Origin of the sequence: Anaeromyxobacter oryzae (assembly GCF_023169945.1) — a bacterium.
Taxonomy (GTDB): Bacteria; Myxococcota; Myxococcia; order Myxococcales; family Anaeromyxobacteraceae; genus Anaeromyxobacter; species Anaeromyxobacter oryzae.
This window is the reverse complement of sequence record NZ_AP025591.1, coordinates 5,790,689-5,807,500: the sequence shown is the minus strand read 5'-3', so window position 1 is coordinate 5,807,500 and position 16,812 is coordinate 5,790,689. Positions and strand designations below refer to the sequence as shown.

Genomic DNA, 16,812 nt, shown 5'->3' with positions numbered 1-16,812 from the left:
GCAGCCGCTCGCCGGCACCCCGCCGCGATTCGCTCCGCGGCCTCGTCGGGATGCCCTGCCCGGCGCGCCCGCTCGTGGCGCGCGATGGCGTCGAGCTTGGCCGCGGCCGTCTCGAGCACGTCGTTCACGATCACGTAGTCGTACCCGGCGACGCCGCGGCCCACCTCGGCCTGCGCCGCCGCGAGCCTGCGGCGGATGACGTCGTCCGAGTCGGTGGAGCGGCCGCGCAGACGGCGCTCCAGCTCGGCCACGCCGGGCGGCAGCACGAACACGGTCGCGGCCTCGCGCGGCCACGCCGCCTTGATCTGCGATCCGCCCTGCACGTCGATGTCGAAGATCGCGATCCGCCCTGCCGCGAGCGCCTGGTCGACGGTCGCCCGCAGCGTCCCGTAACGCTGACCGTGAACCTCCGCCCACTCCGCGAACGCACCGGCGCCGACGAGCTCCGAGAACCGCTCGGGCGAGACGAAGTGATAGTCGACGCCGTCCCGCTCCGCGCCCCGCGGCGGCCGCGTCGTCGCCGAGATCGAGAACACGGCGTCCGGGTGGGTTGCGCGGAACCGATGCGCGAGCGTCGTCTTGCCCGCCCCGGACGGCGCGGAGAGCACGAGGAGCAGGCCGGGGAGCCGCGTCTCACTCGACATTCTGCACCTGCTCCCGCATCCGCTCGATCTCCGCCTTGAGCCCGACCACGATGGACGCCAGCTCCGCGCTCTGCGACTTCGAGCCGATCGTGTTCACCTCTCGGTGCATCTCCTGGACGAGGAAGTCGAGCTTGCGCCCGGCGGGCTCGCTCCCGCCGAGCAGCGCCCGGACCTGCGCCACGTGGCTGCGGAGGCGCGTGATCTCCTCGGCCACGTCCGTCCGGTCCGCGTAGAGCGCGACCTCCTGGACGAGCCGGGCGGGATCGAGCTGCACTCCGCCGGTGAGCTCGGCGATCCGCTCGGAGAGGCGCTTCCGCTGCTGCTCCACGATCTGCGGCGAGAGCTCGGCGACGCGTGCCACGGCGGCCTCGATGCCGTCGAGGCGCCCCGAGAGATCGCGCGCCAGCGCTTCTCCTTCGCGCGCGCGCATCGCGACGATCGCGTCGAGCGCCCCCGCGAGGGCGGCGCGCACCGCCGCGCCGGCCGCCTCGACGTCGACGGCGCGCTCGGCGAGCCGGATGACGCCCTCCGCCGCGAGCACGTCCGCGAGCATCACCGTCCCGGGCAGCCCGACCCGCGCCTGGACCTCCGCGAACGCGCGCGCGTACGACTCGGCGAGCGCCACGTCGACCTGCGGGACGACCGCGCCTCCGATCGTCGCGCGCCGCACCGAGACCTCGATGCCGCCTCGCGCGAGCCGCTCTTTCACGGTCCGGACCACGTCCTGCTCGAGGGCGGACAGCTCTCGCGGGAGCCTCGCCTTCACCTCGCAGTACTTGTGGTTGACCGACCGGACCTCGACGTCGATCTCCTCGCCGGACGTCGAGCCGCGGCCCGCGCCGAACCCCGTCATGCTGCGGATCATGAGACTCCCCGTCCGAGGCGCATGTGCGGGGGACCGTAGCGTCCGCTGCGGGGAGCGTCAAGGCGCGCCGCTCGACCGCCGGGCGCGCGGGGGCTCGCCGGGGAGGCGCCCTCCCGGCACGCGCCGGCACGCCGGCGGCGCGCCGCCCGCCAGGATCAGAACGGCTTCGCCTCGTCGAGGAGCATCACGGGGATGTCGTCCTCGATCCGGAACACGAGCCGGCACGCGTTGCAGCGGATCTCGCTCGCCTCCTCGTGGAACTCGAGCTCGCCCTTGCACTTCGGGCACGCCAGCACGTCCTTCAGCTCCTGCGAGAGCGCCATCGTTCACCTCCGGGAATGTCGGCGTCACGGCGGACGCGCGCGAGGACCGGCTTCACCGGCTGCGATCCGCGTCGAGCTTCGCGAGGAGCTCGGTGGTCGAGTGGTCCTTCGGATCTCCCGCGACCGCCACGCGCCCGCCGTAGGCGCGCACCTCGGCCGCCTCGGGGATCGTGTCCGGCGTGTAGTCCGTGCCCTTCACCTGGACGTCCGGCCGGAGCGCGCGGATCACCGGCACGACGTCCTTCGAGTCGAAGAGCACGACGTGATCGACGCAGGCGAGCGCCTCGACGATCTCCGCGCGCTCCGCCTCGGGGACCACCGGCCGCGTCGGCCCCTTGTTCGAGCGCGTGGACACGTCGCTGTTCACGGCGACCACGAGCAGGTCCGCCTCGGCCTTGGCGCCGCGCAGGTACCTGAGGTGGCCCACGTGGAACAGGTCGAAGACGCCGTTCGCGAGCGCGATGGTCTTGCCCTCGGACGTGGCGCGGGCGCGGAGCGCCGGCAGATCGGCCATCGCGACCCGCTTCCGTCCGGGCGCGCTCACGGCCGGAGCAGCTCCGCCGCGAGCTCCTCGCGCGTCACCGTCGCCGTCCCGGGCTTCTGCACCACGAGCGCGCCGGCGACGTTGGCCAGGCGCGCGGCCGCCACGGCGTCGCCGCCCGCGGCGAGCCCCGCGCTGAAGGTCGCCGCCACCGTGTCCCCGGCGCCCGTCACGTCGACGGCGTCCCGGCTGCCGTGCGCCTCGATGTGGACTGGCGGCAGCCCCGGTCGGAACACGGACATCCCGTTCCGGCCGCGGGTCACGAGCAGCACGTCGCAGTCCACGCGCCGGAGCAGCGCGCGAGCCGCCTTCTCCACGCCGTTCGGCTGGGCGAGCGACACGCCCGACGCGGTCTCGAGCTCGACCTCGTTCGGCTTCACCATCGTGAGGCCGGTGTACGCGCGGAGGTTGTACCGGGAGTCGACGCACACGGGCGTGCCGGCGCGCTTCACGCGCCGGAGCGCCTCGATGGCCGCGGGGCCGACCGCGCCGGAGCCGTAGTCGCTCGCGAGCACGGCGGCGGAGCGCCGCCCGGCGCGCTCGAGCTCCTTCACGAGCTTCTTCTCGACCGCCGCCGGGATCGCGGCCGGCGGCGTCCGGTCCAGCCGCAGCATCTGCTGGCGGCGCGTGGACCGGCCGCCGGCGAGGATCCGGGTCTTCGCCTCCGTCGGCCGGCCGGGCACGCGGACGAGCCCCGACACGTCGATGCCGCTCGCCGCGAGCTCGTCGAGGAGCGCGGTGCCGAGCGCGTCGTCGCCCACGACGCCGACGGCGCGGACCTTCACGCCGAGCGCGGCGAGGTTCTGGGCGGCGTTGCCCGCCCCGCCCGCCTTCAGCTCCGAGGACTCGTACCGGACGATGAGGACCGGCGCCTCGCGGCTCACCCGGTCCGTCTCGCCGTAGACGTACTCGTCCGCGACGTAGTCCCCGACGACCACCACCTCCGCCCGGGAGAACGCGGGCAGCAGGGTGGCGAGCGAGGGCAGCTCCGGCTCCTGGAGGCGGCGCACGCGGGTTACCTACCGCGCGGCGTCCTCGGGCGTCAATGCGGCGGGCGCCGCGACGGGGGCGTCGCCGCGACGCTTCCACCGTCGGTGGAGCCAGTACCACCGGTCGGGGAAGGCGCGGACCCACCGTTCGAGGCGATCGTTCAGGTCCTGCATGAAGAGCAGGGCGTCGCGGTCCCGATCACCGGTGTCGGGCGGCGAGAGCGGCCCCTCGATGATCACCTGGTGGCGACCGTCGCCGAGCGGGACGGAGAGGCAGAAGACGACCGCCGCGCCGGTGCGCCGCGCGAGCAGCGCGGGCGTCGGCGCCGTGGCGGCGGGCACGCCGAAGAAGGTCGGGAAGATCGCGCTCCGCCCCGGCTGGTTCTGGTCGATGACGTACCCGAGGGTGCGGCCCGCCTTGAGCGAGCGCGTCGCCGCCTGGAGCACGTTCCCCTTCCCCACCACGAGGTCCTCGACGCCCGCGCGCTTCCGGGCGCTGCGCCAGAGGTCGTTCGCGCCGGACTTCCCCATCTGCCGCGAGATCATCGTGATCGGGACGCCCCGGAGCGTGTGCGCTGCGGCGAGCAGGTCGAAGTTGCCGAAGTGCGCGGTGCAGGCGATGACGCCCTTGCCGAGCGCGCGCGCCCGCTCGTACGCGTCCCAGCCGTCGTACACGAAGATCCGCTCGAGCTCCGCCTTCGGCAGCGCGGGGACGCGGAGGAAGTCCGGGACGATCTGCCCGAGGTTCCGGTAGGTCGACCGCGCGATGGTGCGGCGCTCCTCCTCGGTCTTCTCGGGGAACGCGAGCCGCAGGTTGTCGAGGACGACCTTGCGCCGGATGCCGAGCCCCCAGAGGAGCGCGCCGAGCGCCGCGCCGGCCGCCATCAGCCAGCGGTGTGGGATCCGGACGAGCAGCCAGCCGAGAAGGCGCATGGGGCTAGGGCCTCGCCGCCGCGCGGGGCGCGGCGGCCGGGTGAGAGGGAGGCACGAGGCGGGCGGCGGCGCGCGCGAGCGCCGCGTCGAGGGCCGCGTCGAGGGCGTCGGCGCCGCGCACGATCTGGGCGTCGATCCGCACCACGCGGAGGCGCGCGTGCGCGGCATCGGCGGGCGCCAGGCGGACCGCGTCCTTCTCGGTCGTGACCACGAGGTCGGCGCCCCCGGGACCGGTCGCGGCGCCCGCGAGCACCGGCGCGAGCTCGGCGGCCGTGAAGCGGTGGTGGTCCGGGAAGCGGTGCTCGGAGACGACCTCCGCCCCGAGCCCCTCGACGGTCCGGCGGAACGCGCCGGGTCGGGCGATGCCGGAGACGAGCGCGACGCGCGCCCCGCGGAGCGCGCCGAGCCCGAAGGAGCGCTCCAGGGCGCCGTCGAGCACGTCGACGGGCGCGTGACGGGACTCGACGGGCTCGCGGCCGGTCGCGGCGCGGGCGAGCGCGCGGAGCGCGTCCACCTCCGCGGGGTCCGCCAGGTCGACGCGCGAGAGCCACACGAGGCCGGCGCGCCGGAGCGCCGCGCGCGGCTCGCGGTTCGGCCCCGCCGGGAGCAGCCGGCCGTTGCCGAACGGGTTCGCGGCGTCGAGCACGACGACGTCGAGATCGCGGGCGAGGGCGCGGTGCTGGAAGCCGTCGTCGAGGACGAGCGCGTCGGCGCCGAGGTCGCCCGTGGCCATGGGCGCGAGCGCGGCGCGGCGGGGGCCGCACAGGACCGCGACGCCGGGGAGCCGGCGCGCCAGCAGCACCGGCTCGTCGCCGCCCGCGTCCGGGCCGAGCCGCAGCGCGCGGCCGTCGGAGACGACGCGGGGATCGCTGCGGGTCGCGCCGTAGCCGCGCGACAGGATCGCGACCCGCCGGCCGCGGGCTCCGAGCCGGGTCGCCACCGCGATGGCGACGGGCGTCTTCCCCGCGCCCCCGACGGCGACGTTCCCGATGGAGACGACCGGCGCGGCGGCGCGCGCGGCGCGCAGGAGCCCGCGGTCGTAGAGCCACCCCCGCAGCGCGGCGGCGGCGCGGAAGAGGAGCGACGCGAGGACGAGCGGCAGGAGGACGACCCGCGCCAGCGGGCCGGGACGCCCCCACCAGATCGCCTCGACCGAGGTCATCTGCGGAGCATCTCACGGGCCGCGGCGAGGACCGCCTCCGGCGCGAGGTCGGCGAGGCAGCGGTGGTGGCCTTCGGGGCAGTAGTCGCCGCCGTGGTTGGAGCACGGCGAGCACTTGAGGCCGAGCGACAGCGCGCGCCCGGGCGGTGGGGGGCCCCAGCGCGTCGCGGAGGTCGGGCCGAACAGCGCGAGGACGGGCGTGCCGACGGCGGTCGCGAGGTGGACCGGCCCCGAGTCGCAGGCGACGAGGAGCTGCACGCGGGCGATCGCGGCGGCGAGCGCGTCGAGCGGCAGGAACGAGAGGTCCGCCGCGACCTTCGCGCGGGTGCTGGCGCGGAACGCCGCGAACGCGTCGCGGTCGCCCGGCCCGCCGCAGAGGACTATCGAGACGCCGTCGGAAGCGAGGGCGTCGGCCACTGCGGCGAAGCGCTCCGCGGGCCAGCGCTTCGTGGCCCACCGCGCGCCGGGCGCCAGCGCCACGGCGGGCGCCTCGACGCCCTGCAGCGCGTCGGCCGCGAGCGCCCGGGCCTGCGGCGAGAGGTTCACCTTGAGCGGCCCCGGCCCGGCGACGCCGAACGGCTTCAGCGCCTCGGCGTACAGTCGCGTCGCGTGCGCCCGGACGAGCGGCGGATCGGCGCCGAACACCGAGAGCACCGCCCGCACCGCCGACCGGCGCTTGAACGCGGTGCGGAGCGGCGCAGCGGCCCGGGCCACCAGCGTGCTCCGCACCTTGTTCTGCAGGTCCACCACGACGTCGAACCGGCCGCGCAGCCGGCCCGCGAGCGGCAGCGCCGCGTTCGGGCCCTCCCGGCCGAGCCGGTGCACCGCCGCGAGCACGGGGAGGCCCTCGAGGAGCGGCGCGTACAGCGCGTCGGTGACCCACTCGATGCGGGCCTTCGGGAAGCGCGCGCGCAGCGGCTCGAGCACGCTCGTCGCGAGGACGACGTCGCCGAGCGCGCTGTATCGGATGACGAGGATGTTCTGGGGATCGCTCAAGCCGCCGCCTTGCCCCGCGGGAGGATGGAGAGCATGTGGTCCACGTTGCGAGCGCTCGCGCCCCGGATCTGGGTCACCGAGCCGCGCGCGAGCTGCCCGAGCTCGTCGAGCTGGTCCGGCCGCGAGAGGAGCTCGTCGGCGACCTTGAGGAGCTGGTCCGGCGTCGCGACCTGGAGCCCGCCCCTCCCCTGGAGCACCTGGACCGAGTCCTTGAAGTTCTCCATGTGCGGCCCGAACAGCACCGGGCGGCCCTGCGCGGCGGGCTCGAGGACGTTCTGGCCACCGCGCGTCACGAAGCTGCCGCCCACGAACACGAGCGTCGCGAGCCGGTATGCGACCGCGAGCTCGCCGATGGTGTCGAGCACCGTGACCTGCGCGGGTCCGGCCGCGGCGCCGCCGCTCCGGAGCCGGGCCGAGAGCCCGGCGTCCGCGGCGAGCGCCATGATCCGGCCGGATCGCTCGATGTACCGGGGGGCGATGACGAGCTGGAGCCCGGGGTGGCGGGCGAGGAGCCGCGCGTACACGGCGAGCACGTGCTCCTCCTCGCCCTCGTGCGTCGAGCCGGCCATGAACACCGGGCGCGCCGCGTCGAGCCCCATCTCCGCGCGGAGGGCCTCCTCCTTGCCGGCGGCGCCGTCGAGGACCAGCGCGTCGAACTTCGTGTTCCCGGTCACCCAGACCCGATCCGGCGCGGCGCCCAGCGCGAGCACCCGCTCGGCCTCCTCGTCGGAGCGCATGAGGAAGCAGTCGATGCGGCGGAGCGGGTTGCCGATCGTGCCGAACAGCAGGCGATAGCGCGAGACCTTCGCGGGGTTGAAGCGGCCGTTCGTGAGGGCGATCCGGACGCCCGCCTTCGCCGCCGAGCGGATGAGGTTCGGCCAGATCTCGGTGTACTCGAGGACGAGCAGGTCCGGCCGGAGCGCCTCGACGGCCCGGCGCGTCGCGCCGGGGAGGTCGTACGGTGCGTACACGACCACGTCAGCGACGTCGCCGAGCTTCTTGCGCGCCATCTCCAGGCCGCTGTTGGTGATGGTCGTGACGATGACGCAGCACCCGGGCAGGCGGGCCTTGAGCTCCTTCATCATCGGCTGCAGCGAGAGCAGGTCGCCCGCGCTCGCGCCGTGCAGCCAGATGCGGGGCGAGCCCTTCCCGAGCTCGACCGATCGGTACCACCCGAGCCGCTGCGCGATGCCGTGGCGCAGCTTGGGGTGCGTGAGGAGGACCGGGAGGCCCACCAGGAAGAGGACGTAGCTCGCGATGGCGTAGACGACGTGCACGGGTCGGCCGCCTGTTTACTCGATGGTGACCGGGTTCGTGAAGATCCACGCGCGCCCACCGCGCCGCACCTCGGCGCGGTAGTCGCCCGGCGGGCATGGGCCGGGGCAGCGGAACGTGCCGCCCGCGCCGGCGACGTCCGGCTCGAAGCGACCGATCGGCGCCCCGTCCCGGAGGAGCGTGTAGGCGGCGCCGGTCCGGTCGGGCGCCGCGACCGCGAGGGCGAGCGCTCCGCCGGGCACCGGCGCGAGCGCCACCGCCGCCGCGGGCGCGACGCCCTCGAACACGCACGCCGCGCTGCCGTCCAGGAGCGCCGCGGTGACGGCCGCCGCGTCGGCGGCGGCGTCGCCCCGGAGCGCGACCGGGACGTGCATCGAGAACGCCTCGAAGGCGGCGCGGTAGCTCGGGTAGCCGTGCGCGTCGGCGGAGCAGAGCAGCACCCGCGGCGGCCGGCGCCGCTCGCCGGTTGCCCGCGCGGCGGCGACCTCGGCGTCGAAGCGCGCGAGCTCGTCCGCGGGATCGTCGGCGAGCGCGAGGACGGCCCGCGGCGGATCCCAGGGGAACGCGAGGGCGGCGGCGACGACCTTCCCCGCCGAGCGGTCCGCGACCACCCTGCCCCACGACGTGTCGTTCGAGACGATCTCGAACCCGCGCCAGGGACCGGCGCCCCAGCCGGTGAAGGGGCGGCGAGGGTGGAACGGGTGCGCGAGGACGGCCGCGCCGCCGAGGGCGCGGATGGCACCGAGCGGATCGCCGTCGCGCTCGGCGACGGTGAGGGCGCGCGGCGTCCCGAGCGCGACCACGTGGCCGTAGCGCGTCGAGGCCTCGGTGGCGGGGACGACGAGCACGCCGTCCACGTACTCGGGCCGCTCCGGGTCGCGGACGTTGTGGTCGGTCACGACCACGAACGAGAGCCCCGCCTCCCGCGCGGCCCGGACGACCTCGGCCAGCGAGCCCCGGCCGTCGCTCGCGGTGGTGTGCACGTGGTAGGCGCCCCGGACGTCCGCCGGCGCCGCGCTCCGGAGCGCCGCGGCCTCGTCGCGCCGCAGCGCGCGGTCGCGGCGGACCGAGAGGCCGAAGGCGACCCAGGCGCCCGCGAGGAGCAACAGCGCGAGGAGGAGGATCCGCTTCATGCGCCCGACATCGCGGCGCGCACCTCGGCGCCGTCCGTTCCCTCGAAGATCGCGTGCAGCCGCGCGTACTCGCCCCCGCGGGCGACGAGCTCGTCGTGGCGGCCCATCTCGACGACGCGCCCGCCGGAGAGGACGACGATGCGATCCGCGTTGCGGATCGTGGAGAGGCGGTGGGCGATGACCAGGGTGGTCCGGCGGTGGCCGTCCGCGCCGGACATGAGGCCGTCGAGCGCGCGCTGCACCTCGCGCTCGCTCTCCGCGTCCAGCGCGCTCGTCGCCTCGTCGAGGACGAGGATCGACGCCTCCTTCAGGAACGCGCGGGCGATGGCGATCCGCTGCCGCTGGCCGCCGGACAGGAGCACGCCCTTCTCCCCCACCCGCGTGTCGTAGCCCTGCTGGAGCGCGGAGATGAACTCGTGCGCCTGGGCGAGGCGCGCGGCGCGCTCCACCTGGGCGTGCGGGATCTCGGGCCGGCCGTACGCGATGTTGGCGCGGATCGTGTCGTTGAAGAGGACCGTGTCCTGGGTGACCAGCGCGAGCTGGGCCCGCAGGCTCGCCAGCGTCACCTCCCGCACGTCCACGCCGTCGATGGTGATGCGGCCGGCGGTCGGATCCCAGAACCGCGGCAGCAGGTTCGCGACGGTCGTCTTCCCGCCGCCGGACGCTCCGACGAGGGCGACGACCTCCCCCCTGCGGATGTCGAGGGTGAGGCCCTGCAGGACGGGCCGGTCGCCGTACGAGAACGACACCGCCTCGTAGCGGATCGCCTCGCGGAACGGCGCCAGCGTCGCGCGACCCGTGTCCGGCACCGCGCTCGGCGTGTCCAGGATCTCGAAGATGCGGTCGCCGGCGGCGGAGCCCTGCATCGCGACCTGCCCCTGACGCCCGAGCTGCTTGACCGGCTGGTACAGCAGCATGATCGCCGCGACGAACGAGAAGAACTTGGCCGCCTCGAGCTGGCCCGAGACGATGCGGCCGCCGACCCACCAGATCGCGGCCGCGAGGCCCGCGGCCGCCATCACCTCCATGAGCGGCGACGAGAAGCCGCGGGTGATGAAGTTGCGGCGCATGATCCGGATGTAGCGGTGGTTCGCGCCGGCGAAGCGCGTGGACTCCCAGCGCTGCATGCCGTACGCCTGCACCACGCGCATCCCCGACACCGCCTCCTGCACCATCTCGGCGAGCTCGCCGCCCGTCTGCTGCGCGCGGCCGGTGTCGCGCTTCATCCGCTTCGCGAGGCGCACGATGGGGAACAGCGTGATCGGCACCGCCCCGAAGGCGACCAGCGACATCTTCCAGTCGAGGACGAAGCAGTTCACGAACATCACCACGACGGTGAGGCCGTCGCGGAGATAGGTCGTCACCGCGCCCGACACCGCCATGTCCACCGCGAGCACGTCCGCGGAGAAGCGCTGGAGGATGTCCCCCGAGTGGCGGCGCGTGTAGAAGCCCGGCGAGAGCACGAGCAGGTGATCGAAGAGCGCCTTGCGGATGTCGGCGATGACGCGCTGGCCGACCATCCCCATGAGGTAGTACTGCCCGAAGAAGGCCACCCCCTTCAGCACCGCGACCGCCACGATGACGAAGGGCAGGACCGCGAGGACCTGCCCGCGATCGACCGTGGCGAGCTTCCCGGCGAGGTCGAACGAGGAGGGCACGAACTTCGCGAGGCTGCCGACCGCGCCGGAGCTGCCGGTGAAGAGGAACTCGAGCGCGGGCCCGAGGAGGTTCACGTACGCCGCGGTGGCGACGGACAGGACCAGCATGCAGCCGAGGGCTGCCGCGATCCGCCACTTGTAAGGGAGGGCGAAGCGGAGGAGACGGAGGTAGGCGCTCAAGGCGCCACATCCTATGCCAAAGCCGGCGCGTGGGCATCAGCGGTCGACGCCGTGCCCTTGCCCGGTCGAGCGGAGTGCCGCGGTGCGGGCGAGCGCTACTCCTCGATGCCCTTCACCTTCCCATCGGCGCGCCGCTTCTCGATGATCTTCTGGGCGATGGGCGGCGGGACGGGATCGTAGTGCGACGGCTCCATCGTGAAGTAGCCGACGCCCTGCGTGAGGGAGCGGAGGTCCGCGTCGTAGGTCATCGCCTCCGCGTGCGGGCAGAGCGCGCGGACGAGGACGCCGCGGGCGAGCGGCTCCATGCCCTGGACCTTGGCGCGGCGGCTGTTCAGATCGCCCATCACCGCGCCCACGTACTCCTCCGGCACGCGGACCTCGAGCTTCATGATCGGCTCGAGGAGGATCGGCCGCGCCTCGAGCACGGCCTTCTTGAAGGCCATCGAGCCCGCGACCTGGAAGGCCATGTCCGAGCTGTCGACGTCGTGGTAGGTGCCGAACACCAGCTTCGCCTTGAAGTCCACGACGGGGTACCCGGCGAGCGGACCGGCGCCGAGGGCGCCGCGGATGCCCTTCTCGACCGAGGGGATGAACTGGCGCGGGATGGAGCCGCCGACGATCGCGTCCTCGAACTCGAAGCCCTCGCCGCGCGGCTTCGGGTAGAGCTCCACGTGCGCGTCGCCGTACTGGCCGTGCCCGCCGGTCTGCCGCTTGAACTTGCCCTGCGCCTTGGCGGGCGCGGTGATGGTCTCGAGGTACGCGGGCGTGGGCGGCGCGAGCGTGATGTCCACGCCGTGCTTCCGCTTCACGCGCTCGACGGTCACCTCGATGTGGGCCTGTCCCATGCCCTGGAGGAGCATCTCGCCGGTGTCCGGCGATCGGGCCAGCTCGAGGGAGGGGTCCTCCTCGATGAGCTTGTGGAGCGCGGCGGCGGCCTTGTCGTCGCCGCCCTTGGCGTGGACCGCGTACGACACGGGACGCGTGTGCTGCTTGAACTCCGGCAGGAGGATCGGCGCGGCGGGGTCGCACAGCGTGTCGCCGGTGTGCGCGTCCTTGAGCTTCATGAGCACCACGAAGTCGCCGGGGGCCGCCTCCTTCACCTCCGCGTTCTGCGCGCCGTCCGTCCGGAAGAAGTGCGCGATCCGCTCCTCGGTCCGCGTGCGCGGGTTCATGACCGTGGCGTCGTTCTTGAGGGTGCCGGAGAAGACGCGCACGTAGTCGATGCGGCCGGCGAAGTGATCGATCGTCGTCTTGAAGACCTGACCGCAGAACGGAGCGCCCTCGTCTCCCGGCTTCCGGGTCACCTCGGTCCCGTGGAGGTCCTTGCCCTTCACCTCGATGGTCGTCGGGCCGGGGAACAGCTTCACGGTGAGGTCGAGCAGCTCGCGCACGCCGATGCCGCTCTTCGCGCAGGCGACGGCGATGGGGAGGAACTTCTGCGCGGCGACTCCGGCGGTGATGCCGCGGACGATCTCCTCCTCCGAGAGCGTGCCGCCCTCGAGGTACTTCCCGAGCAGCTCGTCGTCCGACTCCGCCGCCGCCTCCACGAGCGCGTTCCGGAGCCGCTCCGCCTCCTCCTTCACGTCGCCCGGGATCTCCTCGTCGCTGAACCTCGCGAAGCCCTTGGGGTCGTGCAGGTGCGCCCGCATCGTGAGGAGGTCCACGAGCCCCCGGCACCGAGGGCCGGGGTGGATCGGGATCTGGAGCGGGACCGGCTTCACCTTCAGCGACGACTCCACGTCGGCGAGCGCCTTCTGGTAGTCGGCGGAGTCGCCGTCGATGCGGGTGATCACGGCGAGCGCGGGCCGGCCGGACTCGGCGAGCACGTCGTAGGCACGCTCCGCCTTGTTGTGGACGCCGTCCGCCGCCGAGACCGCGAGGATCGCGGCGTCCGTGACCTGCAGCGCCCACTCCACCTCGGTGAGGAACGCCGCGAAGCCGGGGCAGTCGAGGACGTGGAACGAACGGCCGCCCTCCTCGAAGCTCTCGGGGTGCAGCGACAGCGTGAAGTTCCGCTTCTTCTCCTCCGGCTCCGCGTCGAGGCGGGCCGTCGAGCCGTCGGGCGCTGCGCGCTTGGCGTCGGCGACGCGGAGGAGCGCCTCGACGAGTGCGGTCTTCCCCGCGCCGTCGGCGCCGAGGATGGAGAAGGTGCGGATCACGCGTTGACTGGCCATGGCGTCGTTCTCCGGCTGCCCGCGGTGGAGCGCGGGGCGTGAGGTTCGCGGCCTGTTCACCGCCCGATGACTCCGGGCGCCGAGTCGCGACCTAGCATGCCCCGGGTCCCCCCGGGCGCGCCACGGCTTCTTTCGCCGCGCCCGTGCGTGACCTCACCGGGGCGCCGGGCCGGGCGGGCGGCGCGCCGGACGGCGGCCCCGGGCGCCACAGGCGGCGGCCTGCCCGAGGCCGGCCGCCGCCGCTCCGGCCTCGCCGCCCGCGCGGGGCCGCTCAGGTCCGGAGCTCGGGGAAGTCGTCCTGCCAGAACTCGAGCGCGCTCCGCGGCGCATCCGGCTTCCGCGCCTCCTCGCGCTTCCGGAGCTCGACGCGGCGGATCTTGCCGGAGATGGTCTTCGGCAGGTCGGAGAACTCGAGACGGCGGATCCGCTTGTACGGGGCGAGCCGCCGGCGCAGGAACTTGAAGATCTCGAGGGCCAGCTCGCGCGAAGGCTTCCGCCCGGGCTTCAGGATGATGAAGGCCTTGGGGAGGAGGCCGCGCACCGGATCCGGGCTCGGCACCACCGCCGCCTCGGCGATGTCGTCGTGCTCGATGAGCGCGCTCTCGAGCTCGAACGGGCTGATGCGGTAGTCCGAGCTCTTGAACACGTCGTCGGCGCGGCCGACGTAGGTGATGTACCCGTCGGCGTCGCGCTCGGCGACGTCGCCGGTGTGGTAGTGACCGTGGCGCGTCACGAAGTCGTTCAGGTTCGGATCGCCCTCGTACCCGGCCATGAGCGAGGCCGGGCGCGGGTCGAGCGCGATGGAGATCTCGCCCTCCTCGCGCGGGACGCCCTCCTCGTCGAGGAGCGCGATCCGGTAGCCCGGCAGCGGGCGCCCCATCGACCCGGGCTTCAGCTTCTGCCCGGGGGAGTTGCCGATCTGCGCGGTCGTCTCGGTCTGCCCGTAGCCGTCGCGGATCGTGACGCCCCAGGCCGCGCGGACCTTCTCGATGACCTCCGGGTTGAGCGGCTCGCCGGCGGAGAGCGCCTCGCGGACCTTCACCTTCTGGCGGGTCAGGTCGTCGAGGATGAGCATGCGCCACACCGTCGGCGGCGCGCACATCGTGGTGATCTCGTACTTCGCGAGCACGTCGAGGAGCGCGCGCGCGCTGAAGCGGGCGTAGTTGTAGACGAAGACCGTCGCGCCGGCGTTGAACGGCGCGAAGAAGTTCGACCACGCGTGCTTCGCCCAGCCGGGCGACGACACGTTCATGTGCACGTCCCCCTCGCGCAGGCCGAGCCAGTACATCGTCGAGAGGTGGCCCACCGGGTAGCTGCGCTGCGTGTGCACGACCAGCTTCGGCTTCGCGGTGGTGCCGCTCGTGAAGTAGAGGAGCACGGGGTCGGACGACATCGTCTCGCCGTGCGGCAGGAAGAACGAGGCCTCCTCGTACGCGTCCTCGTAGCTCATCCAGCCCGGGACCTGGTCGCCCACCACGTGCCGCTTGAACTGACCGTCGATGCCCCGCAGCTTCTCGGTGCCGGAGGGATCGGTGATGACGTGCCCGACGCGCCCGCGCTCGATGCGGTCCACGAGATCCTCGGGCGTGAGCAGCGTGGTCGCGGGGATGACGCAGGCGCCGAGCTTCATCGCCGCGAGCATGATCTCCCAGATCTGCACGCAGTTCGGCAGCATCATGAGGATCCGGTGCCCGCGATCGACGCCGTGGCGGCGCAGGTACGTCGCGACGCGGTTCGACCGCTCCGCCAGCTCGGCGTAGGAGACGGAGACCTCCGCGCCGTACTCCTCGACGATGTGGAGCGCGGTCCGGGCGTTCCCCTCCGCGATGATGTCGAACCAGTCGAGGGCCCAGTTGAAGCGATCGAGCACCGGCCACCGGAACTCGCGGTAGGCGGTCTCGTAGTCCTCGCGGTGCTGGATCAGGAAGTCCCGCGCGCGGCGAAACGTCTCGGTCTGCGACATCCGAAGCCTCCTCGGGGTGGGGGGATGAGTGTGCCAGCCCCACCGCAGAGGAGGCGAGATGCGACGCGTCGGCACCCATTCGGGTCACCGGTGACGGCGACCCCCGGCCGAGCCCTCGACGTCCCGCCCCGGCTCCGCGCCGTGCGCTACCCGCGCTTCGCGAACGCCTGCATGAACTCGCAGAGGGCGTCGATCCAGGCGGGCTCGACGGCGTTGTACGCCGAGACGCGGATGCCGCCCACGGACCGGTGGCCCTTGAGGCCCACCATGCCCTGGGCCTTGGCCTCCTTCACGAACCGCTCCTCGTCGGCCTCCGACGGCAGCCGGAACACCACGTTCATGACCGAGCGGCTCTCCTTCTCCACCGGGCACCGGTAGAAGGACGCGTTCGCGTCGATGACGCCGTAGAGCTTCGCGGCCTTGTCGCGGTTCCGCTTCTCCATCGCCGGGAGGCCGCCGAGCCCCTTCAGCCAGGCGAGCACGTTCCGGACCATGTAGATGCCGAAGGTGGGCGGCGTGTTGTAGAGCGACTTGTTCTCGGCGGGCGTCCGGAGCTGGAAGATCTTCGGGATGTCCTTCCGGCCGGCGGCGACGAGGTCCTTCCGCACGATGAGGACGACCACGCCGGACGGGCCGATGTTCTTCTGCGCGCCGGCATAGATCACGCCGAAGCGCGAGACGTCGAGGGGCTTCCAGAGGAAGTCGGACGACATGTCCGCGACGAGCGGGACCTTGCCCGTGTCGGGGAACGGCCGGGCGGGCGTCACGTCGTACTCCACGCCGTGGATCGTCTCGTTGGACGTGACGTGCACGTACGCCGCGTCGGGCGCGAGCTGGAGATCCTTCGCGGTCGCCGCGCGGACGTAGCTCTTCTCCTTGCCCTCCCCCGTGCCGGTCGTGCCGGCGACCCGCACGGACGCGCCGAGCATCGCGGTCGCGGCCTTCGCCTCGGACAGCGCCTTCTCGCCCCAGGCGCCGGTGACCACGTAGTCCGCGCTCCGGCCCTTCTCGACGAGGTTCATCGGGAGCTGCGCGAAGAGCTGCGACGCGCCGCCCTGCACGAACAGCACGTCGTACGTGTCCGGGACGCCGAGCAGCTCGCGGAGCAGCGCGATCGCCTCGTCGTGCACCGCCTCGTACTCCTTCCCGCGGTGCGAGTGCTCCATGACGCACATGCCGCTCTTCGCGAAGTCGAGGAACTCGTCGCGGGCGCGCTCGAGCGCGGGCAGGGGCAGGGCGGCGGGTCCGGCATTGAAGTTCTTGACGCGGTTCATGGCGACCTCGCGTTCGGCGACGGGTTGGGAGGACGTATCTAGGCGCCGCGGAGGAGCCGTGGCAAGCCTTCCGAGAGGCCGTCCATCATGAACTGGATCGCGACGGCGACCAGGAGGAGGCCTGCGGCGCGCTCGAGGATCGCGAGGCCCGTGCGGCCGAGCACCTTCTCGGTGCGCGCGGCGCCGGCGAGCACGAGGAAGCTCGCCACCGCCGTGACGCCGATCGCGCAGAGCACCACGAGCTTGAACCCGAACGCCTCGCCCCGCGTGCGGGCCATGAGCACGATGCAGGTCGCGATGGAGCCGGGCCCCGCGAGGAGGGGCATCGCGAGGGGGACGATGGCGATGTCGTCCTTGTCCGCGCCCGCCTCGACCTCGCCCTCGGTGATGCGCGTCCGGGAGGGCTGCGTGCGGATCATGTCGAGCGCGAGGAGGAGCAGGACGACGCCGCCCGCGACCTTGAACGCGCCGAGGCTGATCCCGAGCAGCCGGAAGATCCACTCGCCCGCGATGGCGAACACCGCGAGGACGGCCCCCGCCGTCAGCGACGCGCGGAGCGCGGTCGCCCGGCGCTCGCGGGCGTCGTGCTCCCGCGTCATCGCGAGGAAGAACGGGACCGCGGAGAACGGATCGACGACGAAGAAGATCGCCGAGAGCGAGACGACGAACGCCGCGAGGAGCTCCGCCACCATGACGCGGCGGA

15 protein-coding genes (1 of these 15 running past the window's edge) are annotated in these 16,812 nt (G+C 73.5%); all 15 read right to left on the bottom strand.

Translation table 11 applies throughout. The features are described from left to right. A protein-coding gene (gene gmk, locus AMOR_RS25410; RefSeq protein ID WP_248355345.1) for a guanylate kinase crosses the window boundary here: on the bottom strand, window positions 1–644 show its 5' portion. It extends 25 nt beyond the left edge of the window; only the first 644 of its 669 coding nucleotides appear in the window; its start codon is at window positions 642–644; its stop codon lies beyond the left edge, outside the window. After that, window positions 634–1,509, bottom strand: coding sequence for a YicC/YloC family endoribonuclease (locus AMOR_RS25405; protein WP_248355344.1), 876 nt, complete (start codon window positions 1,507–1,509; stop codon window positions 634–636). Before AMOR_RS25405 ends, gmk begins: the two co-directional genes overlap by 11 nt. Before the next feature lie 155 nt (window positions 1,510–1,664). Next, a complete protein-coding gene (locus tag AMOR_RS25400) occupies window positions 1,665–1,832 on the bottom strand; it encodes a Trm112 family protein (protein WP_248355343.1) in 168 nt (55 codons plus the stop codon). 52 nt (window positions 1,833–1,884) lie between these two features. Continuing rightward, a complete protein-coding gene (locus AMOR_RS25395; protein ID WP_248355341.1) occupies window positions 1,885–2,376 on the bottom strand; it encodes an adenylyltransferase/cytidyltransferase family protein in 492 nt (163 codons plus the stop codon). Then, complete coding sequence (locus AMOR_RS25390; RefSeq protein ID WP_248355339.1) at window positions 2,373–3,383, bottom strand: bifunctional heptose 7-phosphate kinase/heptose 1-phosphate adenyltransferase; 1,011 nt, start codon at window positions 3,381–3,383, stop codon at window positions 2,373–2,375. Before AMOR_RS25390 ends, AMOR_RS25395 begins: the two co-directional genes overlap by 4 nt. A gap of 9 nt (window positions 3,384–3,392) precedes the next feature. Beyond that, window positions 3,393–4,295 carry a lysophospholipid acyltransferase family protein gene (locus AMOR_RS25385; RefSeq protein ID WP_248355337.1) on the bottom strand — a complete coding sequence of 301 codons (903 nt, stop codon included), beginning with the start codon at window positions 4,293–4,295 and terminating at the stop codon, window positions 3,393–3,395. Window positions 4,296–4,299: 4 nt separating this feature from the next. Beyond that, on the bottom strand, window positions 4,300–5,457 hold the full coding sequence (gene lpxK, locus AMOR_RS25380; protein ID WP_248355335.1) for a tetraacyldisaccharide 4'-kinase: 1,158 nt from the start codon (window positions 5,455–5,457) through the stop codon (window positions 4,300–4,302). After that, complete coding sequence (locus AMOR_RS25375; protein WP_248355334.1) at window positions 5,454–6,452, bottom strand: glycosyltransferase family 9 protein; 999 nt, start codon at window positions 6,450–6,452, stop codon at window positions 5,454–5,456. The genes lpxK and AMOR_RS25375 overlap by 4 nt, the downstream gene beginning before the upstream one ends. Then, window positions 6,449–7,729, bottom strand: a complete 1,281-nt coding sequence (locus AMOR_RS25370; protein ID WP_248355333.1) for a 3-deoxy-D-manno-octulosonic acid transferase — start codon at window positions 7,727–7,729, stop codon at window positions 6,449–6,451. The genes AMOR_RS25375 and AMOR_RS25370 overlap by 4 nt, the downstream gene beginning before the upstream one ends. Window positions 7,730–7,744: 15 nt before the next feature. Beyond that, window positions 7,745–8,860, bottom strand: coding sequence for a PHP domain-containing protein (locus AMOR_RS25365; protein WP_248355332.1), 1,116 nt, complete (start codon window positions 8,858–8,860; stop codon window positions 7,745–7,747). Next, window positions 8,857–10,698 carry an ABC transporter ATP-binding protein gene (locus AMOR_RS25360; protein WP_248355330.1) on the bottom strand — a complete coding sequence of 614 codons (1,842 nt, stop codon included), beginning with the start codon at window positions 10,696–10,698 and terminating at the stop codon, window positions 8,857–8,859. Before AMOR_RS25360 ends, AMOR_RS25365 begins: the two co-directional genes overlap by 4 nt. Window positions 10,699–10,793: 95 nt before the next feature. After that, a complete protein-coding gene (locus AMOR_RS25355; protein WP_248355328.1) occupies window positions 10,794–12,872 on the bottom strand; it encodes an elongation factor G in 2,079 nt (692 codons plus the stop codon). Window positions 12,873–13,143: 271 nt separating this feature from the next. Further along, window positions 13,144–14,835 carry an AMP-binding protein gene (locus tag AMOR_RS25350; protein ID WP_248355326.1) on the bottom strand — a complete coding sequence of 564 codons (1,692 nt, stop codon included), beginning with the start codon at window positions 14,833–14,835 and terminating at the stop codon, window positions 13,144–13,146. A 146-nt stretch (window positions 14,836–14,981) separates the two neighbouring features. After that, on the bottom strand, window positions 14,982–16,109 hold the full coding sequence (serC, locus tag AMOR_RS25345) for a 3-phosphoserine/phosphohydroxythreonine transaminase (RefSeq protein ID WP_248355324.1): 1,128 nt from the start codon (window positions 16,107–16,109) through the stop codon (window positions 14,982–14,984). Between the two features lie 38 nt (window positions 16,110–16,147). Continuing rightward, complete coding sequence (locus AMOR_RS25340; protein ID WP_248355322.1) at window positions 16,148–16,801, bottom strand: MarC family protein; 654 nt, start codon at window positions 16,799–16,801, stop codon at window positions 16,148–16,150. Window positions 16,802–16,812: the final 11 nt, after the last annotated feature.

Bases quoted from the DNA above. Each gene is read 5' to 3' on its own strand.
- AMOR_RS25340 (WP_248355322.1), bottom strand. From the start codon at position 16,801: ATGGTGGCGGAGCTCCTCGCGGCGTTCGTCGTCTCGCTCTCGGCGATC.
- AMOR_RS25365 (WP_248355332.1), bottom strand. From the start codon at position 8,860: ATGAAGCGGATCCTCCTCCTCGCGCTGTTGCTCCTCGCGGGCGCCTGG.
- serC (WP_248355324.1), bottom strand. From the start codon at position 16,109: ATGAACCGCGTCAAGAACTTCAATGCCGGACCCGCCGCCCTGCCCCTG.
- AMOR_RS25385 (WP_248355337.1), bottom strand. From the start codon at position 4,295: ATGCGCCTTCTCGGCTGGCTGCTCGTCCGGATCCCACACCGCTGGCTG.
- AMOR_RS25405 (WP_248355344.1), bottom strand. From the start codon at position 1,509: ATGATCCGCAGCATGACGGGGTTCGGCGCGGGCCGCGGCTCGACGTCC.
- lpxK (WP_248355335.1), bottom strand. From the start codon at position 5,457: ATGACCTCGGTCGAGGCGATCTGGTGGGGGCGTCCCGGCCCGCTGGCG.
- AMOR_RS25355 (WP_248355328.1), bottom strand. From the start codon at position 12,872: ATGGCCAGTCAACGCGTGATCCGCACCTTCTCCATCCTCGGCGCCGAC.
- AMOR_RS25350 (WP_248355326.1), bottom strand. From the start codon at position 14,835: ATGTCGCAGACCGAGACGTTTCGCCGCGCGCGGGACTTCCTGATCCAG.
- AMOR_RS25400 (WP_248355343.1), bottom strand. From the start codon at position 1,832: ATGGCGCTCTCGCAGGAGCTGAAGGACGTGCTGGCGTGCCCGAAGTGC.